Source organism: Fontivita pretiosa, assembly GCF_050410795.1.
Lineage (GTDB): Bacteria > Planctomycetota > Phycisphaerae > Tepidisphaerales > Tepidisphaeraceae > Fontivita > Fontivita pretiosa.
The window spans coordinates 1,683,326-1,708,571 of sequence record NZ_CP191258.1 but is presented as its reverse complement, the minus strand read 5'-3'; the positions used below and the strand labels follow the sequence as shown (position 1 = coordinate 1,708,571).

Genomic DNA, 25,246 nt, shown 5'->3' with positions numbered 1-25,246 from the left:
GGAGGTCAGGTAATGGTTGCCTTGAACCCGACGGAAGAATCCAGATCAACCGCAGTGCAACTGGACCGTCCCGCGGCGCTGGTTGCGGGGGCGCGCACGCCGATGGTCAAGATGGGCGGGGCGCTGAAGGACGTGCACGTGACCGAGCTGGCGCGGCTGGTGATGCAGGAGACCCTGTACCGCTCGCGCTGGCCGGCGGAGCGACTTGACGAGGTGATCCTGGGGAACGTGGTGATGCCGGCGGACGCGGCCAATCCGGCGCGCGTCGCGGCGCTGTGGGCCGGCGTGCCCCACGTCGTTCCGGCCATGACCGTCCAGCGAAACTGCGCCTCGGGCATGGAGGCGCTGGCCAGCGCCGCGACTCGCATCCGCCACCGCCAGGGCCGCACCATCCTCGCCGGCGGCGCCGAGTCGATGAGCACCATCCCGCTGCTGTATCCCCGGCAGGCGATCGAACCGATGATGAACATCGCCAGGGCGCGCAGCGCCTGGCAGCGCGTCAAGGCGATCGCATCCCTACGCCCGCGGCATTTCAAGCCGGTCGTCGGACTGGAATGCGGTCTGACCGATCCCACCTGCGGGCTGATCATGGGCAAGACCGCGGAAATCCTGGCGCAACAGTTCGGCATCAGCCGCCGCGAGCAGGATGAGTTCGCATTGCGGTCCCATCAGCGGGCGACGGCGGCCATCGAGGCGGGGAAGTTCAACGACGAAATCGTGCCGGTGTATGTGGGGCGCAGCTTCCAACCCGTCACAGCGGATGTCGGGCCCAGATCAAACCAGACGATCGAGGCATTGGCCAGGCTCAGGCCGATCTTCGATCCACGCGATGGAACGGTCACCGTGGGCAACTCGTGCCAGGTGACCGACGGCGCCGCGGCGGCGCTCATCGCCGATCCTGAAACAGCCCGGGAACAGGGGCTGAGGGTGCTCGGCTACATCCGCGGCTACGCCTGCGCGGGGCTGGACCCGAAGCGGATGGGCCTGGGACCTGTCTTCGCGATCGATCAACTTCTGCGGCAGACCGGCCTGTGCGTGCGCGACATCGGACTGTGGGAAATCAACGAAGCATTTGCGGCGCAGGTGCTGGCGTGCCTGAAGGCGATGGCGTCGCGCGCGTTCGCGATCGAGCATTTGAACCGGGATCAGCCGCTCGGCCAGATCGATCCGGAAATCCTGAACGTCAACGGCGGGGCGATCGCCCTGGGGCATCCGGTCGGCGCCACCGGCACGCGAGTCGTTCTGACTCTGCTTCACGAAATGCGCAGACGCAACGTGGAGTTCGGCGTGGCGGCGCTGTGCGTCGGCGGGGGGCAGGGCGCGGCCATCCTGCTTCAGCAAGGAGGTGCACTGTGAGCAGCGCGATGTTGACCGAGCTGACGAACGTGCGAATCGAGTCCGCCGAGATCGACGGCAGGATGCTCATGACCGTCTGGATGGACGCGGCGGGCAAGCCGCTGAATACCTGCTCGACGGCGATGCTGGCCGACCTGGAGGCAGCGCTGGAGGCGATCGAGCGGATGAATCCGGCGGGCCTGGTGTTCGCCTCGGCCAAGGCGCGGTCATTCAACGCCGGCGCCGACCTGTTCGAGATCCGCAGGATGAGCGACGAGCAGGTCGGGCAGTACCTTCAGCGCGGGCAGGCGCTGTTCAACCGGATCGCGGCGCTGCCGATGCCGACCGTCGCCGCGATTAACGGCGATTGTCTGGGGGGCGGGTTCGAGCTGGCGCTGGCGTGCCGGTACCGCGTCGCAGCCGACGAAACTTCGATCTCGATCGGCTTGCCGGAGATCAAGCTGGGGCTGATCCCCGCGTGGGGCGGGACGACTCGCCTGCCGCGGCTGATCGGCTTGAGCCGCGCGCTGCCGATCCTGCTGGCGGGCAAGACGATGCCGCCGCGGAAGGCACTCAAGGGCGGGCTGATCAACGAGGTGGTGCGGGCTGAGGCACTCGCGGCGGCGTCGCGGCGGCTGGCGCTGCACGGCGCCGCGGCGCCGAAGCTGAGCCTGGTGGATCGCGCCGCGGCGCGCTTCGCCGCGGTTCGCCGTCGCGTGTTCGACAGGGCAAGAGCGGAAACCCTTGAGACTTCCCACGGCAACTACCCTGCTCCGCTGCGGCTGCTGGAGGTGATCGGCATTGGCTACGAGCGGGGTTTCGGCGCCGGGCTGGATGCCGAGCGGCAGGCGCTGCTGGATCTGGTGGAAACACCTGCGGGGCAGAACCTGCTGCGACTGTTCTTCCTCCGGCAGGCGGCCAGGAAGCGCGCCGGCGAAGGGCTGAACGCCAGGCCGCAGGAAGTGAAACATGCCGCGGTAATCGGCGGAGGGACGATGGGCGCGGGAATCGCCTGTGCGCTGATTCGCGCGGGCATCGACGTGCGGCTCGTCGAAGTAAGCCCCGCCGCCGTCTCCGCGGCGCTGGGCCGCGTGCAGAAAATGCTCGACGACGATGTTTCGGCTGGACGACTCGACAAACTCGCCGCCAGGCACGTGTTCAACCGTCTGAGCCCGACGACCGAATGGACTGGGCTGGAGTTGGCGGATTTCGTGGTCGAGGCGGTGCTGGAGACGATGCCGGCGAAGCGCGAGGTTTTCGCCAGGCTCGATCGCGTGGTCACGCCTGGCGCGGTGCTGGCGACGAACACCAGCTCGCTGGGGGTATCGGAGATCGCGCAGGCGACGCTGCACCCCGAGCGCGTGATCGGACTGCACTTTTTCAACCCGGTGCCGAAGATGCCGCTGGTGGAGGTCATTCGCGGCAAGCACAGCGACGATGTTTCCCTGGCGACGGCGGTGGCGCTGGCGGGGAAGATCGGCAAGACGCCGGTGCTCGCCAACGACGCGCCGGGTTTCATTGTCAACCGGGTGCTGATTCCGTACCTGGCCGAGGCGCTGGTGGTCGCATCCCAGGGCGTGCCCATCACGGACATCGATCGCGCAATGAAGCAGTGGGGCATGCCGATGGGGCCGTTCGAGTTGCTCGATGAGATCGGGCTGGACATCGCGGCCCACGTGCTGCGCGAGCTGGGAAAACAGTGGGAGCGTCCGCCGGGCGTGGAAGCCGCCATCTGCGAAGCGTCAAACCGCAAGTGGCTGGGGACAAAGACGGGCGTCGGTTTCTACCTGCACGCCGGGGCAAAGCCGCGCCATCGTCGCAGGCCGCTGAAGCTGGTGGTCAACGAGGAACTGAGCAGGACCCTTACCGGCGGGGCCGCCTCGGGGATGGAACCTGAAGCGATCCAGTGGCGGCTGGTGCTGCCGATGGTGAACGAGTCGGCCAGGGTGCTCGAGGAGCGCGTGGTCGATTCGCCGGAGACGATCGATCTGGCGATGGTGCTGGGCACGGGGCTGGCGCCGTTCCGGGGCGGGATCGTGAAATTCGCGGAAGATGCGGGGCTGGAACAGATCGTCGATCGGCTGGAGCAGCACAGCCACCGGTGCGGCTTGCGGTTCGAGCCGGCGGGGCTGTTGCGGCGTGCGGCGGCTCAGGGTCGGTCGCTGTCGCAGATCCTTCAGACCGATCGAGAGCCAAACGCGGCGCCGCAGGGAAACGAACACGCCGCCGAAAGTGCATTGCCCCGCGGTTGAGCCACAGGAGACACGGATCATGCCAACCTTCAAGCGCGCCGATCAGGAACAGATCGAGAAGGCCAAAGACCTGCTGGAGGCCGGGCCGCAGCGGGAGCTGGGCTTCGTCAGGTCCCTGTTCTATGGACGACTGAAGCTTGAGCAGGTGCTGCCATATCCACAACTGGATGCCGACGAGGCCGAGCGCGTGCAAGAGCTGATCAAGCGGCTGGATGCGTTTCTCAAGGCGGAGGTTGATCCGGAGGCGATCGACCGCGAGGAGCGGATTCCGCAGCAGGTGATCGATGGCCTGGCCAGGCTGGGGATCTTCGGGCTGATCGTGCCGGAGGAATACGGCGGTTTGGGATTGAGCCACACGGCGTATTGCAGGGTGCTGGAGCACGTCTCGCGGCATTGCGCATCCACAGCGGTACTGATCGGCGCGCATCAGTCGATCGGTCTGAAGGCGCTGCTTTTGATGGGCACCGAGGCGCAGAAGCGCGAGTTTCTGCCACGACTGGCGCGCGGCCAGATTCTGGCGGCATTCTGCCTGAGCGAGCCCGAGGTCGGCTCCGACGCCGCCAGCGTGCAGACCCACGCGCAACTGAGCGAAGACGGCAGCCACTGGATCCTCAGCGGCGAGAAGCGCTACGCGACCAACGCGGCGATCGCCGGTTTCATGACCGTCATGGCCAAAACGCAGGTGACCGACGAGAACGGGCGGAGGCGCGACAAAGTCACGGCGTTCATCGTCACGCCGGACCTGCCGGGCTTCGAGATCGTCAAGCACAACCGAAGCAAGATGGGGATTCGCGGCTCGTGGCAGGCGGTGCTGCGGTTCAATGAGATGCGCGTTCCGCGGGATCGCGTGCTGGGCGAGGTCGGGAAAGGGTTGAAAGTGGCGCTGAGCGTTCTGGACTACGGGCGTTGTACGCTCAGCGCCGGCTGCGTCGGCGGGGCAAAGCGCGCGCTGGAGCTTTGCGTCGGGCGCGCCAGCAGTCGCAGGCAGTTCGGGCGCGCCATCGGCGAGTTCCATCTCATCAAGCAGAAGATCGCGCGGATGGCGGAGCTGACGTTCGCGATGGAGTCCCTGACGCATCTGACGGCGCGACGGGTGGATGCGCATGACACCGACGTCATGCTTGAAACCGCCATCTGCAAGCTGTTCTGCTCCGAATCGCTCTGGCAGATCGTGGATGACGCGGTGCAGATCTGGGGCGGCGAGGGGTACATGCGCGAAAGCGACGGCGGGCCGGGCATCGAGCGAATGCTTCGTGACGCGCGGATCAACCGGATTGTCGAGGGAACCACCGAGGTGATGACCGCGTTCGTGGCGCTGATGGGGATGAAGGGGGTCGGCGAGGATCTGGAGAACGTGCTGCGACTGGCCAGGCATCCGGTGAACAACTTCGGCCGGCTGGCGCGCTTTGCCCGCGGTCAGTGGGAGGACGTACTGGTCGGTCACAGCTTCGAGGGATTGCATCCGCAGCTCAAGTCCGAGGGCCAGGCGGTGGCGCGGCTGACCAGACTGCTGGCCAAGAGCGTGCTGCGTCTTCTGGGCAGGTATCGTGAACGGATCCTGGAGATGGAGTTGATCCACCAGCGTGTGGCGTGGGCGGTGGTGGAGCTGTACGCGATGGCGGCGGTGATCAGCAGGCTTGAAGGGATGCTTCAGCCAGGCGGTGTCGCGGCGGGGGGTAACGGCAAGGGCAATGGCCACAGCGCCGCAGGCGATCACGTGCAACGCGATCTGCTGGTGGGCAAGGGCTATTGCCATCACGCCGCCGAGCGGATCGAGCGGAACCTGCGATCGCTGTTCGACGCCGCCGATGATCGCCAGGTCATCGCCGTCGCCGACGCGGTGATGGGAATCAACCCCGCGGGCGACACGGAATAACGAATCGGGTTTCCGCGCTCGCTTGCGACGGGGTCAAAAGAGCTTATTGACGCTACAATAGGCCGTGGTCATCCTGAGCCGAGGCACGATGATCCACGACCTGTACAAACCTTCGCTGGCGCTGCTGACGGATCTGTACCAGCTCACGATGGCGGCGGGGTATTTCAAGACCGGGCTGGCCGATCGCCACGCAGCGTTTCACATTACATTTCGCAGCAATCCGTTCGGCGGCGGATTCACCGTCGCGTGCGGACTGGCGTGTGTCATCGAGTTCTTCGAGAGTCTTCGATTCACCCAGACGGACATCGCGTATCTGTCGGGTCTGAAAGGTAACGACGGCAGGCCGCTGTTTGACGAGCGGTTTCTGGAGTATCTGCTGAAGCTGCGATTTACGCTGGATGTGGACGGCGTGCCGGAAGGGACGGTGATCTTTCCGCACGAGCCGCTGTTGCGGGTGGTCGGGCCGATACTTCAGGCCCAGCTTCTGGAGACCCCGCTTCTGAACATGGTCAACTTCCAGACGCTGATCGCGACGAAGGCGGCACGGATCTGCATCGCGGCGCGCGGCGAGCCGGTGATCGAGTTTGGATTGCGACGCGCCCAGGGGATCGACGGCGGCATCTCCGCGAGTCGCGCGGCATTCGTCGGCGGATGCGCCGGAACATCCAACGTTCTTGCCGGGCAGCTTTATGGTATCCCCGTCAAGGGCACGCACGCCCACAGTTGGGTCATGTGCTTCGACGACGAGCTTGCGGCTTTCGAGGCCTGGGCCAACGCCATGCCCAACAATGCCGTGTTCCTGGTGGATACCTACGATACGCTCACCGGCGTGCACCACGCGGTGGAGGTGGGCCGGCGCCTGCGCGAGCGGGGACACGAGATGATCGGCATCCGGCTGGATTCCGGAGACCTGGCCTACCTGAGCATCGAGGCGCGCAAGATCCTGGACGAAGGCGGGTTCCCCAAGGCGGCGATCCTGGCCAGCAACGAGCTGGACGAGCACATCATCACCAGCCTGAAGGATCAGGGGGCCAGGATCAACGTCTGGGGCGTGGGGACGCGGCTGGCGACGGCATACGATCAGCCGGCGCTGGGAGGAGTGTACAAGCTGTCGGCGATTCAGGATTCGCAGGGGCGATGGCAATACAAGATCAAGCTTTCCGAGCAGACGGCGAAGGTGTCGATTCCGGGGATTCTCCAGGCGCGGCGGTTCCGCGTCGGCGGGGAGTTCATCGCCGACGCCATCTATGACACGGCCTCGATCGGGATCGGCAATAGCGGCAACGGCGGGACCACGATCGTGGATCCGATGGACATGACCCGCCGCAAGAGAATCCCGCCGGGAACCGAATACGAAGACCTGCTGGTGCCGGTGCTTCGCGGCGGCAAACGTGTGTACGATCCGCCGCCGATCACCGCCTCGCGGCAGCGCACCTTCGAGCAGCTCGGGATGTTTCACGCCGGCATCAAGCGATTCGTGAATCCCCATCAGTATCCGGTAGGTCTGGAAAGACGCCTGTTCGATCTGCGCACGGATCTGATTCTCAAGGCTCGAGGAGTTGCAAAATGAGTCAGCCGATTCATCCAAGACCCTCAAGCGAGGCCCTGATTCTGGTGGATTTACAGAACGATTTTGTACCCGGCGGCGCGCTGCCGGTGCCGCACGGGGATGAAGTGATACCGGTGGCCAATCGCGTGCAGGATCGCTTCGAGCTGATCGTTGCCACGCAGGACTGGCACCCCCCGGATCATGGCAGTTTCGTGGCCAATCATCCCGGGCGAAAGGTCGGAGAGGTGATCGATCTGAATGGTCTGGAGCAGATTCTCTGGCCGGTGCACTGCGTGCAGAACACGCGCGGCGCGGAGCTGGTGCCGGGGCTGAAGACCGATCGCATCGCGCGAATCTTCCAGAAGGGGACCGATCCGGGCATCGACAGCTACAGCGGGTTTTTCGACAATGGCCACCGCAAGGCGACGGGCCTGTGCGAGTTCCTCACGCAGCGCGGAGTCAAGCGGGTGTACATCATGGGCCTGGCCACGGACTATTGCGTGAAGTTCACCGCGCTGGACGCGCGGCAGCTTGGCTTCGAGGCGTACCTGATCGAAGACGGCTGCCGGGGCGTGGATGTCCGGCCGGGCGATTCCCAGCGGGCCATCGAGGAAATGAAACGGGCAGGTGTGAAGGTCGTGCGGAGCTCGGAGATTTGAAGGCCTGGATCGCGAAGCTGAGACTTCGGATCTTCAAGCTTCCGATCGGCGTTCTGTCATGAGCCGGAACTTCTCGATCAACCGTTATTTCGACCGGATCGGCGCGACGCATCGGCCGCGATACCGCTTCGCCGGAACAGCGCGTCGGCAGTTCGAGCAATGGCAGTCGCAGTTGCTGCCGAAGGTTCTGGAGACACTGGGTCGGATGCCGGCGAAAGTCCCGCTGAATCCGCAGATCGAGAAGGAATGGCGCGAAGATGGTCTGATCAAGCAGCGGATCGTGTTCGACGTGGAGCAAGACCTGTCGGTGCCGGCGCTGCTGTTCCGACCGGCAAGCGCCCGGGGCAGGCTGCCGGCAATCCTGGCCTGCCACGGCCACAGCCGCGGCGCCAAGCACAGCTCCATGGGACTTGAGCCGGATGAAATGCACAATGCCTATGGGCTGCGGATGGCACAGGCGGGGTTCGTGACCATCGGCATCGACTGGCGAGGCTTCGGAGAACGCAACGACAACTACTCCGGCCAGCGCGATCTGTGCAATCTGCACTACCTGCGCGCCTCGATTCTGGGCATGACCGTGCTGGGCATGGACCTGCACGATGGCATGTGCGCCATTGACTACCTCTGCCAGCAGCCGTTCGTCGATCCCGATCGCATCGGCGTGATGGGCCTGAGCTTTGGCGGGACGATGGCGACGTGGCTGGCGCTGTGTGACCGGCGAATCAGGGCGGTGAACGTCATCTGCTATTCGGTTCTTTTCGCCGAATATGGCCTGCACGACATCAACTTCTGCGGCAGCCAGATTACGCCGGGAATCTTCGAGCTGTGCGACGTGCCCGACTTGCAGGGTCTGATCGCGCCGCGCCCGCTGCTGATCGAGATCGGCACGGAGGATCGATGCTTCAACCTGGACATGTCGATGCGGGCGTTTGGCCAGGTGCAGGAGATCTACGCCGCCGCCGGCGCAGCGGATCGGCTGGAGCTGGACTGTTTCCAGGGCAATCATCGCTGGGGCGGGAACAAGTCGGTTGAGTTCTTCAGGCGTTGGCTGGGGCAGGCAGGATGAAGGAATGCGGATGAACGAGCAACCGGGCAACAGGCGCGTGCTGGCCTTCCTGGCCCATCCGGATGATGCGGAGATTCTGTGCGCCGGGACGCTGATCCGGCTGGCCGATGCGGGGTGGGAGGTGCACATCGCGACCGTCGCCGCTGGCGACTGCGGCACGACGACGCTGCCGCCGGAACAGATCGTGGCGATTCGGCGGCAGGAGGCGCGCAATTCGGCGGCGCTGATTGGCGGCGAGTATCACTGTCTGGAGGAGCGCGACGGGCTGATCGTCTACGACAAGCCGACGCTGAGCAAGGCGATCGAGCTGTTTCGCCGAATTGCCCCGGCGCTGGTATTTACTCACGCCCCGAAAGACTACATGATGGATCACGAGATGGTGTCGCTGCTGGGGCGGGCGGCGAGCTTCGTGTATGCGGCGCCGAACATCACGGCAACGATGCCGCCACGGGAAGGCTCGCGCGTGCCGCACCTGTATTACTGCGATCCGCTTGAGGGTCTGGATCCGCTGGGGCATCGTGTGCAGCCGACGACATTCGTGGACATCACCGCCGTGATGCCGCGCAAGACGGAGATGCTCGCCTGCCACGCCAGCCAGCGGCAGTGGCTGCGTGCCCATCACGGGATGGACGAATACATCGAGGCGATGCAGCGTCACGCTGCCGATCGCGGCAGCGAGGCGGGTTTCGACTTCGCCGAAGCCTTCGTTCAGCACCGCGGGCATGCCTACCCGCACAACGACCTGCTGGCGGAGATGTTTGGATGAGCGCCGGGCAAGAGCTCACGCTGCCAGGAAGCAACGAACCGGCCCGGTTGTGTACAGCTTCGTGTTTGTGCCGCACCAACCGGCATTGACAATTGCGGTTTCTTACCTGACGAGGAGTGTTGGATCATGACCATGCCTACCCCTGTTCCTCTTGGACTGTCGCCGAGCTTCGGCTTTGGCGACCGGCTGGGGCTTGCTACTCCCGGCCACGTGGCGGCGATGAAGCGCGCCGGGCAGGGCATCGCCCCGATCTTCGCGCAGCAGTCGATCCGCGAGATGACGCGCACCAACCGCACGCCCGAGCAGGTGATGGCTGACGCGCTGCGGGCAGCGCAGGAGGCCGGCTGGACCGGCCCGCAGGGCGCCGACGCCGATCACCTCAAGACCGAACAGGACATCGAGCGCACCGCCGCCGCGGGGTTCTGCTTCTTCACCATCGACCCTTCCGGCGAAGTCGATGCCCACGCCGACGACTATTCGCCATCGCAGTTGGCCGAGAAGTTCAAGGCCGTCGCTGCCGAGGTGAACTGGATCGACACCTACAGGGGCAGGCAGATCAGGCTTCCGACGGGCACGAGCATCGACCTGAACGAAGCGGCGGTGCTGAAGGCGGCGGTGAAGTACGGCCGGGCGATCAACATGACCCAGCGTCTGGCGCAGCACATCGACGCGACGATGAAGAAGCTCGGCAAACCTTATGAGATCGAGCTGAGCGTGGACGAGACCCCGCAGCCGACGACGCTGGCCGAGCACTGGATCATCGCCGACCAGTGCCGGCTGCGCGGAATCAAGCTGATCAGCCTGGCTCCGCGCTACGTCGGTGAATTCGAGAAGGGTGTGGACTACAAGGGAGATCTGGCGGCGTTCGAGCGATCTCTGGCGGACCACGCGGCGATCGCGCATCAGCTCGGTCCCTACAAACTCAGCCTGCACAGCGGCTCGGACAAGCTGACGATCTATCCGTCGTTCGCCCGCCTCACCCGCGGGCGCTTCCACGTCAAGACTGCCGGCACCAGCTATCTGGAGGCGTTGCGGGTGGTGCTGCGGCATGACGAGGCGCTGTTCCGGCGAATCGTCGATTTCTCACGCTCGCGCTACGAGACGGACCGGGCGACGTATCACGTGTCCGCCACGCTCGATAAAGTCCCGCCGCCCTCCGACATCAAGGATGCCACCCGGCTGGAACAGATCTACCTGCAGCGCTGGTGCGATGTTCGCGGCAGCGGAGGCTTCACTGAGCCGGGGCGGCAGATCCTGCATACGACCTTCGGTTCCGTGCTGACGGATCCGACGCTCAAGCCGCAGGTCATGCAGATCCTCAGGGAACACCGTGCCACCTACGACTCGATCCTTGCCGAGCATTTTGCCAAACACCTCAGCGCCCTGCGCGCGGGGATGTAGTGGGGCAACGGAAGATTCTGGACACCAGAGGGAAGGATGAAACCGAAGATTGACATGCTCAGCACGATCCGCGGATCGTTGCTTGACGGATTCTATCCGAAGGGCTGGGACCTGCGGCGGATCGACGCCTGCTGCGACCTGGGGCTGAAGAAAGTCACGACGCCGACGAAGTACTGGCATCGCGGTTTCAAGCCGGTGCCGGTGCGCGACGTACAGGAGATGGACCGCCGCATGGGCCACGCCATCGCCGACCAGATCGAGCAGACGCGAAAGGCCGGGCAGAAACTGGCGATGATCCTGCCCGTCGGGCCGATGGGGATGTACAAGACGGTGGTCAGTCGGATCAAAGCCTCGCGGATCAAATGCGATCACGTGACGACGTTCAACATGGATGAGTGGTCTGACCGCGACGGCAACACGATGCCGGGCAACCAGCCTGGTGGATTCGAGCACGCGATGAAACAGGCGCTGTTCGATCCGCTGGGCAGGCTGACGATTCCGCCGGCGCAGCGGAACTTCGCCACGAAGCAGAATCTGCCGACGTATCCGCAGAAGATCGCGGAATTGAAGCGTCAAGGGGCCAGGCTGGTGACCGTCTACGGCATCGGGCGCGTTTGTCACATCGCCTTCTGGGAGCCGCAGCTCGCCGCCGAGTATTCGCCCGACGAATGGAAGCGGCAGACCCATCGGCTGGGAGTGGCGCTGCATCCGCTGACCGTCGAGCAGAACTCCCTGCACAGCTTCATGAGCCGGTTCACCCTGATTCCGTGTTTCGCCAACACGATCGGGCCGGGGCTGTTCCTTCAGAGCGATTTCTGCATCGGCGGGGCGGACGGGGTGTACGCGGAGCGCGGCGCCTGCTGGCAGGGGATGAGCCTGTGTGTCACGCTCCAGTACGGCGCGCCCACGCCGTGGATTCCCTCCAGTTTCATGCCGACAATGCCCGGGCGGCTGTTTTTCATCAGGCAGCTTGCCGGCCCGCTGCGGCCGGAGGCGCACTGAATCGCGGCCAGCAGTCTTTTACCCTGGAAACGAGGGATCGATCGCATGATTCGAGTCGGCGTGATCGGGCTGGGGATGATGGGGCTGACCCATCTTCAGGTGTACGCCAAACGGACGGATGCCAAGGTGGTTGCGGTCGCCGAACGTGACCCCGGTCGGCTCAGCGGGCAGTCGCGCGCCGCGGGGAACATCGCGGGACTGGCCGGGGGGGGGGTCGATCCGTCGTCGGTCAAGACCTATACCGACGGGATGGAGCTGATCCGTGATCCGGAGGTTGACCTGGTGGACATCTGTCTGCCCACACCGGCGCATTACGAACACGCCAGGGCGGCGCTGAAATCCGGCAAACACGTGCTGGTCGAAAAACCGCTGGCCCGCACGTCAAAAGATGCATTCCATCTTGCCAGGCTCGCGGAAAAGTCCAAAGGAATGGCGATGTGCGCCATGTGCATGCGTTTCTGGCCGGGCTGGACGTGGCTCAAAGACGCCATCGCCAACAGGACGTTTGGCAACGTGAAAGCCGCCACCTTCCGGCGGCTCAGCTCGCATCCCGGCGGGCCGATCTATTCCAGCGGCGAGCTTTCCGGCGGGGCGGCGCTGGACCTGCACATTCACGATACCGATTTCATCCAGTATTGCTTCGGCCCGCCCAAAGCGGTCATCAGCCGCGGCTACTCGATCATCACCGACGCCATTGATCACCTGGCCACGCAGTACGTCTACGACGATGTGCCGCTGGTGCTGGCCGAGGGATCCTGGGCCATGGCGCCGGGGTTCAGCTTCACCATGCAGTACACGGTGAACTTCGAGCGCGGCACGGCGATTTTCGACTTGGCGCAGAACCCACCGCTGCGGCTGGTGCGCGAAGGCAAATCCGAGCCGGTGAGCGACCTGCCGCCGGGCATGGGCTACGAGTATGAGATCGGGTATCTGCTGGACTGCATCCAGCAGAATCGCCGCCCGCAGATCGTCACGCTCCACGACGCCGCCAGGACCATCCGTATCGTCGAAGCCGAAGTCAAAAGCGTGCGGACGGGCAGGGCGGTGGCCGTGCGCTGAAATGCCCCAGCGGCCAGGGCTTGCATCGCTTAATTCGGGCTGGACAGGAACTTGGACAAACGGGACTCCATATCGTTGATCGCGATCGAGGCCTTGACCCAGTAGTCGTTGGCCCCCTCGCGCATGGCCAACTCGATGACCTTGGGGTCGCCATTGGCGCTGAACATGATCACCGGCAGATCTGCGGTGCGAGGATCCTCTCGCAGTGCCCTGAGCACGGCCAGACCATCCATCCCCGGCATCATGTAATCCAGCAGGATGGCATCGGGCAGGCACTGACGGACATACTGCAGGGCCTGCTCTCCGCTGTCCACGTGCACGCCACGGTGTCCCAGGTACTTGAGGATTCTGGACATCAGATGACCGGTCTCGCGCTGGTCATCCACAATCAGTACAGTTGCCATTTCACCACGCACAAGACCATCAGTTTGCCCGAATGTCGGCCCGGATGTAAACGCCAAAAAAAACGATTTCGCCGGCGGCTGGGATTGAAAGCTGGCGATCTCTGCCGCCGAAGTCGCTTTAAGCGATTATACTATATACGCTTATACGTGTCTCCATCGATCACGTCGAGCCGTTCAGCTCGGCAAGGACTCGTTGCCAACTCGCAGCGCCCACCCCGAAGGCGGCACTGTTCAGCGAGTCCAGCCACATCTGCCCGGCCTGAATCGCCGGGGCGACGAATGACACCGACGCGTCTTGCGCACTGACGGCTCGAAACAGGTCGGCGTGCTCGGCCAAAACCGCCTGCTGAAGCTCTTTCGGCCAGGCGTGCAACCCGCGAAAGTAATGGTGTCCATTGCGCTCCACATGCCCCACGCCCAAAGCGGCGACAACCGCCAGATCCTGCGCCAGGGCGATAGGCCCGGTGTTGGACAGGTCCTCGGCACTGAGGATCAGGCGGGCTTGCCCCCGGCGGCGACGGGATTCGATCAGACACGCGGCGGCTATGCCCTTGATCACCCCCTTGCAGTTCTTGTGGCTCACGCCAACGTACCCGCCCGCCAGCGCATCTACCACATCCTGCGTCGAAGCGCCCGACTCGTCGATGATCATCGCCGGACGATCACTCCAGATCAGCAACTGCCGGCGGGTCGGCTCGCTCAGGGCAATTTCGCGATGCAGCGGCTGTTCCAAAAACATCAGCCGGGAGAGAAACCGCTTCAGTCGCGGCTGCTCGCTCAATCGCCGCCAAAGCTCGATTAACGGCTCGACCTGGTGAAAGTTTTCGTTGCCGTCGAGGCTGTAGGCGTAATCGGGACAGTTGGCGTCGAGCAGCGCTGCAATATCCGCAAGCCGACTGCTGTCGCGCTGCACATCGCCCCAGAGCTTGATCTTGAATGACCGCAGGCCGTAGGCGTCGATGCAGCTCTGGAGCGAATGCGGCAGGCCATCATCCAGCCGATCCGCTGGCGAAATGTCCGAGTCGCTCAGTGGATCACTCAGCCCGACGGTGTGCCTGACCAGGACTCTGGACAGCGGTCGCGGCGGCAGCAGCTCCGCCGGGCGGGCGCCGATGAGATCCTGGGGATAGATTTGCCCCAGCTCGATTCCGAGCATCCCGGCGCGCATCGCCTGCCAGAACGCAACCCGCCGCGCCCGGCACAGCGCGTCGATTGCCGCCCGCTCGACCAGGCTCACGCCCAGACCCAGCAGCAGCGGCGGATCGGGGCTGGCCGGCGCGCGCGACGGCTGCTCCATGCCCGCCTGCAACTGGCGCCAGAGCTGATAGACCGATTCCACCGGCCCCAACTCGCCAGCCAGTTGCATGGCCGTTCGGATCACGCCAACCATCTGCTGCTGATCCTGCTGCGGGGTTGTGTTCGGATCCTTGGTGAACCACTTGGGCACGAGGTTTTCGGCCGCAAGCCCGATCTGCCGCCGGCCGTCGATCTCGAATTCGATCCGCAGGATGGCGTGGAGCAGACGGGTAACGTTGGCGATGCCAAAGCGGAACGGCATGCGGGTTTGCAGTTCGCGCAGGTGAAGCGTGCTGTTGAGGACGCGCAGGCTCACGGGCTGATCGGCTCCTGAATGGATCCTTACAACAGCAGCGGATCCGTTTGCAGGTCCGTGAGCTTAATCGACTGCGTGGCCGATGCGAAGGGGCCGCTGTGCGCCGCCGGCAGTCGCACAGAGCCGCCCGCGGTGGCGATCCCCGGCCAGGCGGGCGGCGGAGCCGGCGCCGGCAACGACTGCTGCCAGTTGCCCGTCAGGATTTGCAGGTCGGCGGCATCGACCGTGCCGTCGTAGTTGAAATCACCGTCAGCAAAACCGCGCGGCGACTGCTGCCAGTTGCTCGCCAGCGCCAGCAGGTCGCGGCTGTTGACCACCCGGTCATGATTGGCATCGCCCGCCAAAGCGAAAAAGTCCAGCGACGCCCCGGCCAGCATCGCGTTGCCCGCCGCATCGCTCACGCCCGACGCCAGCAGCGTAACGCGATAATTGCCGTCGGGCACGATGCCCGGGGAGATCGTGAAGCTGGCGGTGTTGGTGGCGGGATTCCAGTCTGGCGTGGTCGAGAGCGTCAGCACCGTGCCGGGGTTGCTGATCGATTCCACAACCACATCGGCGCTGCTCAGCGACGCGGACACGTCCTCGTCGAATGTGAATCTCAGCCGGTTCGGCGATGTCGCGTAATCGAAGCTGGCGCTCAGCAGCCTCGGCGGGATCGCTTCGGCCGTCGTCACCACCAGCTCGGGTCGATTTGCCGACTCATCCGTGAAGAAGACCGCCGTGCCCGAGACCATGCGCAGTGCCAGGCTCACGATTCCGTCCTTCAGATGCTCGGCGCGGATCAGTCGGGTCAGCTCGCTGTAGCTGATCTCCAGGTAACTGCCGCCGGTCGTCGGCAGCAGGATGCCGGGGTTGTTGCCGGGCGCCGCGGGGTTGGGCACGATCGGATAGCTGGCGTTGATTCCGCTCGTCGCCGTTTCGCTCCAGGTGTCGCTGATGGTGTGGAAGACGCGAACGAACCGGTTGGCCGTGGTGTTGGTGGTGAAGACGCGCAGCGTGGCCGAGGCGATCTTGCCCGTGACGCCCGCCAGATTGAAACGCATGAAAAAGGTGCCGTTGGGCGCTCCGACAGGCGGGAAGGTTGAGCTGACCGTCACGCTTGTCGCCGTCCCGCTGCCGTTGTACAGCCGATCGCGATCCGGATTGATCACGATTGGCGAGGAGGCAGTCGGCGGCTCGATCTCTTTGGCGATGAAGTCCGCCGCCAGCAGCCCGCCGCCGCTGAGCTGGAACTTGGCCGTGCCCTGGGTCGCATCGGCGTCAACAGTCGCATTGAACAGGATGCTCTGGAACTGGCCGAAGTTGGCGGGTGTGAACGTGAGGCTGGTGGAACCGGCGGCGGGGTTGATGTCCAGATCATTCGACCCGCCGAATATCCGCGCAACGTTGATGGTGATGTTCGATGGCGGCTGTTTGTTGAGCTTCACATACGCGGCGCCCTGCCCGCCCTCGGGAATATGGACCGTCGTGCTCTGGAGCACCAGACGCAGATCCGTCGGCGGCTGCGCCGGCAATGGCGAAAGGCCGGGCGTGGTCGGATTGGGCAGGCCAGCGATGGGGAACACCGTCGCGCGCTTCGCGGTCGCCCTGGTCCCGAAGTCCGGGTCATTCACCAGCCAGTTGCCCCACTCCGTCAGGTTCTCATTGGAGTTGTACTGATAGTTTTGAATCGCGCCGGCGATCATGTTCAGCGTCGTTGGGCTGGAGTGATTCCACGACCAGCCGAGCCATCCGATGCCGAGCTGATTGCAGATTTCCATGATGCGCCTGGTGCGATACGCGGCGTAGGGCGCCGAGAGGTTGCTGAAATCGCGAAAGTCCTCCCATGCCCACTCTCCCACCACCAGCGCCAGCGGCTCGACGCCCGGCCCCGAAGGGTTGACCAGCTCATTGAGGCTGGTGAACACATCCCAGGGCCCGTAGTCGGTGCCGGGGAAGGTCTCGAACGGGCGATCGTCGGCGCGCCACTGCCCGTACAGGTGGATCGAGAAGACGATGTTGTGCTGCGGATCGGTGCTGAGGATGTCGCGGGCGTGCAGGCGAAGCGTGTTGAAGTCCTGACCCCACTGCCCGGCGTCGATCATGATCAGGCAGTTGATGTTGTCGGCTTCGCTGGCCAGGTTCCCGTCCGGCCCGGCGCGCAGCCGCAACACCTGCGTCTTGTACGCCTCCCGCCAGGTCGTGTTGCTCCCGCTGGCATTGGCTGGCGGGCCCCATTCGTTGGCGATGTTCAGGATCACCGCGCTCTCGTACTGTTTGAGCCACGAGGCGTTCTCCAGCCAATGCGTCACGATCTCGTGCAGCGCGGCGGTGTTCGATTGCGAGCTGCTGTCCTGGATGCTGGCATGATCCTCAACAACCGGCACGATCCCGTTGGCCAGGTAGCGCTCGACCGTCTCCTTCCGCCGGGCGACGGTGTCGGCGGCGTCGGTCCAGTTGTTCGTCGGATCGGCCAGAATATCACGGTACATCACCACCCGCGCCGCATTCGCGCCCGTTCTGGCGATGTGATCGATCGCGTTGTAGTTGTCGACGTACGATCCCCAGGCGTGGTTGTTGTTCGGGCCTTTGATCACGAACTCGTACCCGTTGGCGTCATAGACCTTGCCATCGAGCACGAAAAATCCAGTGCCGGTGTTATAGGCTGGACGCGCCACCGGCGCCCCGTTCAGGTGAAGGCGCGATTCGAGCATCTCGACTCGCGCGGGACCGGATCGATTCCTGCATTTCCTCGCCGCCATGATCTGCCCCTGTGCTTCATCCTCTGCCGTACGCACGCAACGCGATGTCGCGCGTAAACGGCGGGATCGTCAGCTTCACCACGCCCTGTGCAGGCTGCACCGTCGTCGTCTGGATGATCCGCCCTTCGCGGGTGTGCCACCACTCGACCGTCAACTCGTGCTCGCTCTGTGCGGGCAATTCCACCGTCGCGCCCTCGAACAGCCGGGGCTCAATGCCGTCCTGATCGCTCTTCCAGTGCGATCGTGTGTCGTAGATCCAGGCGATCGTCTCACTGCCGGCCGGATCCTGTAGCGCCAGCGCCGCAAGCTGGTGCCGTGGCGACTGGGCCTGCCTGAAGCTGATCGACCGCAGCGACACCCAGTCGCCGGCGATGTTTGCGATCGTGATCACGTGCTTGCCGGCGGGGACTTCGACGGTTCGTTCGGCATCGAGCGTAGCGCTGTATCGCACCAGGCCGGTTTGCTCGTCGCGACGCTCGCGAGTGCGCTTGACATCCGCCGCGCCGGGCAATGCGCTGAAGGGGATATCGACGAGCGGCTTGTCATCCACGCCGATCCGCAGCACCGCCACATCGGAAACCTCGTGCACCGCCAGCACCATCGTTGTCGCCCGGGGCAGTTCCACGTGCAGCCGGATCGGGCGGAAGATCTCGGGCTTGGTGGGGCTGACCAGGTAGTGGGGCAGCGGCTGGCTGATCGTGCCGTTGGGGCCGACGATCACGTCGCCGTTGTCCTCGAGCCGATAGCCCCAGCCCTGTGAGCAGGCCAGCGTCAAATCGGCATAAGGCTGCTCGCCGGGCACGGGAGAGATCGGCGGCGGAAGATCGATTCTGCGGAAGTTCCGCCGCGGCCAGTCAATCGTCGCGGCGAATTTCGCCAGTCCGGCGTACGTGTGCCACAGGTTTCTCGGCCCAACGTAGCTGTCCCACCACCAGTGCCAGCTTGATCCCGCGCAGCCAGACATCGCCGACGCCCAGATGCCGTTGTGCAGGATCGTGCCGAATCCCTTCGGGTCGTACCTGTCGTCCGTGGCGTCGCCGCCGATGCCCAGTTCGGCCACCAGGTGCGGCTTGGCGAACTTCTCGTGGCGTCGCGCCGACGCCGCGATCGGGCCGATCACATCCGTCGAGCCTCCGACGTACAGGTGCGCCTGCGTCACGTCGATGCTCGCCAATTGCCACTGCTCGTCCGGGAGATTAGCCGATTCGGTCACCAGATGCTGGTAGGGGTCATGGGCCTTCATGAAGTCGGCCATCTCCCGCAGCCAGTCGGTGCTGACCTTGACTCCGGTGAACTCCTGTTCGTTGAAGAACTCCCAGAACGCGACGGACGTGAACGCCGAGTAGCGGGCGATGATGTAGCGCAGGCGGCGTTTGTAGTAATCGCGACAGGCCGGGCTGGTGATGAAGTCGGCGGGCCGGGTCGCGGGGCCGCCGTTCTCGGCGGCGTAGGGCATCATCGGCCAGATCGCGCTGCCGTACTGGTCGCGCACCAGAAGATCCCGGTGGTTGTTGAAGCAGAGCATGACGTAGATGCCGTGGCGCCGGGCCGATTCCAGCAGCGCGTCGTAGTATTCCATCGCCGCTAAATCGAAACGCCCGATGCCGGCCTCGACGGTCTCGGTCATCTTGTTGGGATGCCCTTTCCAGATGCGCGCCGCATTGCCGCCGCCGCCACGAAGCTGGCCAAACATCTCGTCGTACCACTTCACGTTCCCGCCATTCGGTCCCCAGGCGATGTTCAGGCCGATCGGGAAAAATGGCTTGCCGGAATCGAACTGAAGGTATCGCGTGTTGTCGGGGGCGCGGCGAACGAAGCCGGGATTGTCCGAAGGCTCGACGACGAACTCGATCGGCTCAGAGATGCGCGTGCCGTCGCGATCGCGTGCGGCCACCGTCATTCGCCACTTCCCCGCCCACGGTGCCGCGAATCGCAGCAGCCAGCGCGATCGCTGGAGAGTCGATTTGTCTTCGCTGCTCTGGTTGTAAGGTTGCGACGCAAACTCGCCATCCCAGAACGCCGGCAACTTCAGTTGCCTGCCATCCGGGGCAACAAAAGTCGCATCGACGGCAATTTCATTGGGATCAAACGGATTCTCGTACGTCTTGCCGAGGTCGAGTTCCCATTCGATGCGCTCGTAGGTTCTCAGGGCGTCCGTGGTGAGCAAAGTGGCAGTCGGATATTGCGCCCGCGCATCCACCGAGAGCATCGACAGCACCGCAAGTAACAACAGGATCAGCCGCATCGCCACAAACCTGTGCCCTCTTGCCTGTACTCAGGAAGAGGAGAAAGACACACCGCCCCCGGAGGACAGCGCACGTGCGCGCTCTCACAGCCTCGAATTCGCCCTGATGAACTCGATCAGCTCATCGACCTGACAGAAACACAGCCCCGTGACCGTGTCGGCGCAGCCGTAGTAGATGGCGATCCGTCCTGTCGGCGCGTCGCTCAGCGCGGCACAGGGGAACACGACATTGGGCACATCGCCCACGCACTCGTAAATCTCGCGCGGGTTCAGCAGGTATGGCCAGGTGCGATACCTGACCTTCCACGGCTCATCCAGGTCCAGGATCGCGGCGCCGAAGCTGTAGACGAACCCGTTGCAACTCGTCAGCACGCCGTGATAGATCATCAGCCAGCCTTCGCGCGTCTCGATGGGGATCGGTCCGGCGCCGATCTTGGTCGATTGCCATCCGCCGTTGGGGCGCATCACGTGCCGGTGACAGCCCCAGTGAACCAGATCGGGCGAGGAGCTGAGGAAGATATCCCCGAAGGGGGTGTGGCCGTTATCGCTGGGGCGGCTGAGCATGTAGTACTTGCCGCCGATTTTCCGCGGGAACAGCACGCCGTTGCGGTTATAGGGCAGCAGCGCGTTTTCCATCTTGTGGAAGGTGACGAAGTCGCGCGTCCAGGCCATGCCGATGGTCGGTCCGTGATAGCCGTTGCACCAGGTGACGTAATAGCGCCCGCCCTGTTCGTCATCGATCCAGCAGACGCGCGGATCGTAGCCGTACTCCCAGCGGGCGACTTCGGGATCGGGATGCTCGAAGCGGATGGGCTGGGGATCGATCTGCCAGCGGATCCCGTCGTCGCTGAAGCCGGAGTGAAGCCGCATCTCGCGCGCGGTGCTGTCGCAGCGGAACACGCCGGCGAACTTGCCCTGGAATGGGACGACCGCGCTGTTGAAGATGCTGTTGGCCCCGGGGAACAGGTTTCGCGGGATCACCGGGTTGCCGGAGTAACGCCACACGACCTCGCTACAACCCTGGGGCCTGGGCTGCCAGGGAATGTTCGGCAAAGCGTGACCGATGATCGTCGAATTCAAGTTCGAGGGCGATTGTGGAGTCGCCTGGGGCGTGCCCGGCGCCTGTTGTTTGATTTCGCGGAGGACCGTCTCGGCCGGTTTGCGCGAACTGGACGTTGATGCTACGGACACGGTTGAATCCCTTCTGCGCTTCTGGGGTGCGAATCAATGGGTGTATGCATGAATCGAACTCAGATACATCAGCAGCCGCTCGCTTACCAGTTTCTCGTCGCCAGGGCACGCAACGCCACATCGCTGGCCAGCGTCTCGGCATGGCCATCGAGGAACAGATAATTCGCCCGGCAGGTCTGGGGCTTGCCCTCCAGGCTGTTTCCCTTGACCGTGCGATACGTCGGCCCCAGCTCGATGGCGCCGGCGTCCTGCGCCCTGCCGCCGTGACGGTTGGGCGCGCCGCTGTCAAAGTAAATCACCTTCGGCAGTCCGGGATCGACCGTCGGCTTCCACCAGGTGTACCCGGCCACCGGGAAGCCCGTCCGCTGGATCAGGATGAACCAGTTGACGCTGTCGCCGTTGATGATGGTCCTGGCCGGCTGCGGTACCTTGGCCATCTTGATCGCGCCTACGGCCCAGGTATAGCTGCCGTTTTTCCCCAGCCCGCAATGAAGGTAGCTGGGATCGCCGTACGGGATCGATCCGGGCTCTTCCGTGCCCACCGCGGCGCGACCGGAACCCAGAAAAGGCGTGATGTTCTGCCCGTAGCCGGTCAGGTAGTCATTGCTGGGGTTGTTCTGTAACCCCAGCTCATCCAGATTCCATGCCGGACACGACTTGATCACTTTCGAGTAATCAGTGATCCGGTTGCCGTTGGAGTCCCACTCGATCTTCTTGCCCATCGCCATCGACAGGGCCTCGTACCAGTGCACCTGCGGCATGTTGGGCGGATCCGTCGGGCGCAGGCTCCACGAGGGATACTTGGCATACGGCAGATATCCCTTGTTGGCCGCCACATACATGAAGTATGCCTGTCCGATCGATCGAAGGTTGCTCAGGCAGGCGGCGGCCTGCGCGGCGCGCCGGGCGCGGTTCAGCGCTGGCAGAAGTATCGAGATCAGCAGGGCGACAATCCCGATCACCACCAGTAGTTCCACCAGGGTAAAGCCGTTGCGCCTGCGCGCGATCCGCGTATGCGCGATGCGGGAATCGCACCTTGTCGGGCGATCACGGAAGGTGTTGGTTCGCCGTCTCATGGTTTGTCGTCTCCTGCCGTTTGTCCGGGACGCATGGCATGAGGCCCCAGGCCGGACGGCCGGCCGGTTGCGGCCCCTGAAAACCAGCCCGACGCCGTGACGCGCCGCGCTGGTGGATTGGCGCCCCGTGGGCGCTACCGCCGCCGCAGGTGGGCCGCGGCCGCGGCCAGGATCACCGCCCCCAGGCCCGCCACGCCCGGCTCGGGAATCACGCTCAGCCGGACATTGTCAAAGTAAACCGTCGCATCTCCGCTACCCCAGTTGCCGTTCATCGACCAGCCGAGCTGGTAGAAGTTGGCGTTGCTGGGAATCTTGTCCCCGAATCCGCCGAACTGGCTGATCGGGATCGTGATGTTGAACGTCTTGTCGATGTTGGCGGCGATGTCGGCGCCGGTCAGCAACGCCACGTCCGCCGGAATCTGACGGAACCCGTTGTCGTTATTCAGGTACACCAGCACGTTCATGAACGTGGCCGTATCCGGGATGTCGTCTCCGCGATAGATCACGTCAAATTCCACGAAGACCTCGTTTTCGGGCAACGTGCTCATGGCGTTCCAGGCCTGATAGAACGGATCGCTGGTGTTGGAGCTGTTGCCCTCACGTTTGGTGTTCCAACTGAAGCCGTCGCCGGTCTGCCGCACCGACATGCTCTGCGAGCCGTCGGTGGCGACCAGGTTCGACGTGCTGACGACAATGGGCCGGGAGCTGAAGCCGCTGGGTCCCCAGCCTTCCAGTCCGGTCTCGAACGACGCCTGGTACAGCGGCACGTTCGCCGCCCGCGCGGCGGTCGTGGGCAGCACCGTTGCCGCCGACAACATCGCCGCTGCGATCAACATTCGTCTGCGCATAACTCCACCTCCTGTAAAAGGTCTGTATCACGTTGTGCACGCGCACTTTCTCCGCACGAACATGGTTCGGCTCATCACCGCCCGATGCGGCGCCGACGCCTCAGCGCCCCGGCCGCCGCGGCCAGCGTCGCGCTCAGTGACGCAGGCTCGGGAATCACGCCCGACTGAATCGCACGAAGCGCCGCGAGATATTCACCACCGAACATCCGTGCGTGCTCGGCGATCAGTGCCTCGGCCAAGGGACCGGCCTGATTGACGTACGCGTTGTCGATCAGGGCATAGTCCGTCGCGTCGATCACACCCGAGTAGTCAAAGTCCCCGTTGATCCAGCCGCTCAACGTGTTGACATACCCGTTGTCGATCAGCGAGTAGTCGGTGGCGTCGATCGAGCCACTGAGGTCGGCGTCTCCGAAGTAAGTGAACTTCACCAGCACCTCCGTGCCGACCAGGCCGCTGACACCGGCGAAGTCGGTGTAGATCGGCCCGCTGCCGCCAACCTGAGCCAGGTCATTCAGCACGACGCCCAAGCCATACAGGAAGCTGCCGGCGGTGGCGTTCTGCTCGGCGGCCTTGGTGGAGCCGATCCCCTTGCCGCCCCAGTCGAACGCGCCGCCGTTCTCCAGGCCGGTCTTGATCAGCCCCGTGATTGCCGAGAGCGAGCCGGCGCTGACGATCAGGCTGTTGTTGTTCAGGTCCAGTCTTGCCGCCGGCACGACGGTGAGGTTTGAAACCACGCTGGTGCCCGAGGGATGGTTGGCGGTGGGCTTGCTGGAGATTACGGTCACGCCGCCGTTGACCACCAGCGATGCGCCAGTTCCGCCTCGCAGCGCCGCGAAGGTCACGGTTCCCAGCCCGCGCGTCCGCAGCGTCGTGCCCGCCGCCAGCGTCACTGTCGAGCCGAACGTCACTGACGGTCGCGGTGCATTGGTGAACCGGCCCCCGCCGGGCAGTCCGGAGTTGTTGTCCGGCCCGAATCCCGCCGCCATGTCGATGTCCAGGTTGTCGTTGACCGTCACCGGCACATTGATGTTGTGGTTGCCGACGATTCCATAGATTTCCGCCAGCCCGCTGTTGACATCGAATGTGAGGCTTCCGGTGCCGGAGATGGTGTAGTTGACGATCGGGGCCATGTCCGGGTCGTCCGGCGCGGTGATGCTCGCGTCGGCGCCGATGCCGGGGATGCCGCTGCCGATCCCGTCGTTGCCGTCATAGCTGGTGCGAAGCGAATCGAAGACGATCGAGCCGACGGTGACGGCGGAGTTCAGCGTCACGCTGCCATTGCCGGCGCCGTAGAAGATCACTGGCGCGCCCACGGCGTTGGGCACGCCGTTGGCCCAGCGGGCCGCGTCGGTCCAGGCGCCGGATCCGGCGCCCTGCCACGTCGGCCGCGACGTGTAGTCCACGTTCACCACCCGCAGGTGGTCGTAGTAGTAATCCGCCGGTATCCCCGCCGGGGAATTGCTGTTGAAGTGCAGAATCACATAGCCGTTCAGTCCGGCCCACAGCGGCACGCCGTTGGCAGTCATCTCCCGCCCGAAATCCCAGACGTAGGTTTGCGTGGTCAGCTCGGGCTGAGAGGCCGGTCCGGATGCGAACTGGTAGAAGTTCCCGCCGCCGGAAATGTTGTAGCTGTCCAAAAACAGTCCGTTGGGGAACTGCGGGCTGCCGAATGCGTAATTGATCGCCCCGAAGCCAACGGAATAGGTCGGCAGGTTGGGGTTGCCTCCGGGCGTGGAGATATCCATCAGCAGTTTGGTGCTGGTGGTCAGGTCGATGTAGCGCGGCTGGTTGTCCGGGTCATTCAGCATGTACTGCGTGCCCCAGGAAAACCCGCCGTCGGGGTCGTGAACGTTCATGCTGCCCAGCCCGTCGGTCACGCCGATCGTCGAAGGCAAATGATCGACCTGATTGGCGTCGAAGCTGTCGCCCCAAGTGTAGGCGCTGGGTTCGCCAGTGCCCGGGGGCTGATGGACGGAGTTGATATCTCCCTCCATCGTGGAGATCTGCCCGGCCCGTGACCCACTGGCCAGCAGAGCGGCGACCGCTCCTGCGGCGGCGAGCGCAAGAGCTTCTTTCGGCAACCTTGGCATGTTCCTACCCATCGTTCTTCTCCTCCGTCTTGTGTCCGCGCGGCTCGCGGCGGCGCGGAGCAACCCTGGATGCG

General features: G+C 64.4%; 18 protein-coding genes. 10 read left to right on the top strand and 8 right to left on the bottom strand.

The window, feature by feature from the left end:
* The first annotated feature begins 12 nt into the window (after window positions 1-12).
* The 10 genes from ACQS5P_RS07005 (at window position 13) to ACQS5P_RS06960 (ending at window position 12,965) form a co-directional block, all read left to right on the top strand.
* On the top strand, window positions 13-1,356 hold the full coding sequence (locus ACQS5P_RS07005) for a thiolase family protein (protein WP_428940183.1): 1,344 nt from the start codon (window positions 13-15) through the stop codon (window positions 1,354-1,356).
* Window positions 1,353-3,587 (top strand): 3-hydroxyacyl-CoA dehydrogenase NAD-binding domain-containing protein, encoded by a 2,235-nt coding sequence (locus ACQS5P_RS07000; RefSeq protein ID WP_428940182.1) that lies wholly within the window; start codon window positions 1,353-1,355, stop codon window positions 3,585-3,587. Before ACQS5P_RS07005 ends, ACQS5P_RS07000 begins: the two co-directional genes overlap by 4 nt.
* 19 nt (window positions 3,588-3,606) lie before the next feature.
* Window positions 3,607-5,463, top strand: coding sequence for an acyl-CoA dehydrogenase family protein (locus ACQS5P_RS06995; protein WP_428940181.1), 1,857 nt, complete (start codon window positions 3,607-3,609; stop codon window positions 5,461-5,463).
* 88 nt (window positions 5,464-5,551) lie between these two features.
* Entirely contained in the window at window positions 5,552-7,033 is a 1,482-nt protein-coding gene (locus ACQS5P_RS06990) for a nicotinate phosphoribosyltransferase (RefSeq protein ID WP_428941001.1), read from the top strand.
* A complete protein-coding gene (gene pncA / locus ACQS5P_RS06985; protein ID WP_428940180.1) occupies window positions 7,030-7,671 on the top strand; it encodes a bifunctional nicotinamidase/pyrazinamidase in 642 nt (213 codons plus the stop codon). Before ACQS5P_RS06990 ends, pncA begins: the two co-directional genes overlap by 4 nt.
* 58 nt (window positions 7,672-7,729) lie before the next feature.
* Window positions 7,730-8,737, top strand: coding sequence for an alpha/beta hydrolase (locus ACQS5P_RS06980; protein WP_428940179.1), 1,008 nt, complete (start codon window positions 7,730-7,732; stop codon window positions 8,735-8,737).
* Window positions 8,738-8,741: 4 nt separating this feature from the next.
* Window positions 8,742-9,503 carry a PIG-L deacetylase family protein gene (locus ACQS5P_RS06975; RefSeq protein WP_428940178.1) on the top strand — a complete coding sequence of 254 codons (762 nt, stop codon included), beginning with the start codon at window positions 8,742-8,744 and terminating at the stop codon, window positions 9,501-9,503.
* A gap of 126 nt (window positions 9,504-9,629) precedes the next feature.
* A complete protein-coding gene (locus tag ACQS5P_RS06970) occupies window positions 9,630-10,904 on the top strand; it encodes a tagaturonate epimerase family protein (protein WP_428940177.1) in 1,275 nt (424 codons plus the stop codon).
* A gap of 36 nt (window positions 10,905-10,940) precedes the next feature.
* Complete coding sequence (locus ACQS5P_RS06965; protein WP_428940176.1) at window positions 10,941-11,906, top strand: glucosamine-6-phosphate isomerase; 966 nt, start codon at window positions 10,941-10,943, stop codon at window positions 11,904-11,906.
* Between the two features lie 45 nt (window positions 11,907-11,951).
* The gene (locus ACQS5P_RS06960) at window positions 11,952-12,965 is read left to right on the top strand and encodes a Gfo/Idh/MocA family protein (RefSeq protein WP_428940175.1); all 1,014 of its coding nucleotides are present in this window, start codon (window positions 11,952-11,954) and stop codon (window positions 12,963-12,965) included.
* A gap of 29 nt (window positions 12,966-12,994) precedes the next feature.
* On the opposite strand, the gene ACQS5P_RS06955 is transcribed toward ACQS5P_RS06960, so the two are convergent.
* From ACQS5P_RS06955 to ACQS5P_RS06920, 8 genes are all read right to left on the bottom strand, one after another.
* A complete protein-coding gene (locus ACQS5P_RS06955; protein WP_428940174.1) occupies window positions 12,995-13,369 on the bottom strand; it encodes a response regulator in 375 nt (124 codons plus the stop codon).
* Between the two features lie 160 nt (window positions 13,370-13,529).
* Window positions 13,530-14,981 carry a hypothetical protein gene (locus ACQS5P_RS06950; protein WP_428940173.1) on the bottom strand — a complete coding sequence of 484 codons (1,452 nt, stop codon included), beginning with the start codon at window positions 14,979-14,981 and terminating at the stop codon, window positions 13,530-13,532.
* Window positions 14,982-15,007: 26 nt separating this feature from the next.
* Complete coding sequence (locus tag ACQS5P_RS06945) at window positions 15,008-17,674, bottom strand: cellulase family glycosylhydrolase (protein WP_428940172.1); 2,667 nt, start codon at window positions 17,672-17,674, stop codon at window positions 15,008-15,010.
* Window positions 17,675-17,738: 64 nt separating this feature from the next.
* On the bottom strand, window positions 17,739-19,967 hold the full coding sequence (locus ACQS5P_RS06940) for a DUF5060 domain-containing protein (RefSeq protein WP_428940171.1): 2,229 nt from the start codon (window positions 19,965-19,967) through the stop codon (window positions 17,739-17,741).
* A gap of 84 nt (window positions 19,968-20,051) precedes the next feature.
* Window positions 20,052-21,020 carry a glycoside hydrolase family 130 protein gene (locus tag ACQS5P_RS06935; RefSeq protein WP_428941000.1) on the bottom strand — a complete coding sequence of 323 codons (969 nt, stop codon included), beginning with the start codon at window positions 21,018-21,020 and terminating at the stop codon, window positions 20,052-20,054.
* A gap of 221 nt (window positions 21,021-21,241) precedes the next feature.
* Window positions 21,242-22,234 (bottom strand): type II secretion system protein, encoded by a 993-nt coding sequence (locus ACQS5P_RS06930; RefSeq protein ID WP_428940170.1) that lies wholly within the window; start codon window positions 22,232-22,234, stop codon window positions 21,242-21,244.
* A gap of 134 nt (window positions 22,235-22,368) precedes the next feature.
* Window positions 22,369-23,082 carry a hypothetical protein gene (locus ACQS5P_RS06925; RefSeq protein WP_428940169.1) on the bottom strand — a complete coding sequence of 238 codons (714 nt, stop codon included), beginning with the start codon at window positions 23,080-23,082 and terminating at the stop codon, window positions 22,369-22,371.
* A 74-nt stretch (window positions 23,083-23,156) separates the two neighbouring features.
* The gene (locus ACQS5P_RS06920; protein WP_428940168.1) at window positions 23,157-25,184 is read right to left on the bottom strand and encodes a PEP-CTERM sorting domain-containing protein; all 2,028 of its coding nucleotides are present in this window, start codon (window positions 25,182-25,184) and stop codon (window positions 23,157-23,159) included.
* Between the last annotated feature and the right edge of the window lie 62 nt (window positions 25,185-25,246).